Annotated in this window: 1 protein-coding gene; it reads right to left on the bottom strand. The window is 68.7% G+C overall.

Features of this window, described 5'->3' with window-relative positions; genetic code table 11:
• On the bottom strand, window positions 1-515 hold a 515-nt coding region (locus D1614_RS28975; RefSeq protein WP_241558170.1), incomplete at both ends, for a glycoside hydrolase family 15 protein.

Below are 515 nucleotides of genomic sequence, written 5' to 3'. Positions count from 1 at the left end.
AGGGCATGGAAGTCCTCGATCGAGCCCGGCCGCAGCAGCCGCTCGTCGAAGAAGGCGTGGGCGGCAGACAGGATGATCTGGCCGTAGACGTCGTGCTGGTGGTGCTCATAGGCCTGGTTGCCGGACCGCACCGGTCCCATGCCGCGAAAGCCGGGCAGGGCGTCGACGGTGCGCTCGCCGAGGCCAAGCTCCAGGCCGACGCCGTAGACCGGCTGGATATGGCCGCCGCCCGCCTGCCCGACGAGGTTGCGCAGATAGCCGAGATAGTTCTCCAGCATGTCGGCCGCGCCCAGGCGGTTCAGGGCTTGGACGACGTAATAGGCGTCGCGCAGCCAGCAATAGCGATAGTCCCAGTTGCGGCCGCTGTTCGGGGCCTCGGGGATCGAGGTGGTCAGGGCCGCGACCACGGCGCCGGTCTCCTCGTAGGCGCAGAGTTTCAGCGCGATGGCCGCGCGGATCACCGCTTCCTGCCATTCCAGCGGCACCGTCAGGGTTCGGACCCATTCGCGCCAGGC

The sequence above is a fragment of the Maribellus luteus genome (assembly GCF_003576475.1).
Lineage (GTDB): Bacteria > Bacteroidota > Bacteroidia > Bacteroidales > Prolixibacteraceae > Draconibacterium > Draconibacterium luteum.
This window is presented reverse-complemented; position numbering and strand designations above follow the sequence as displayed.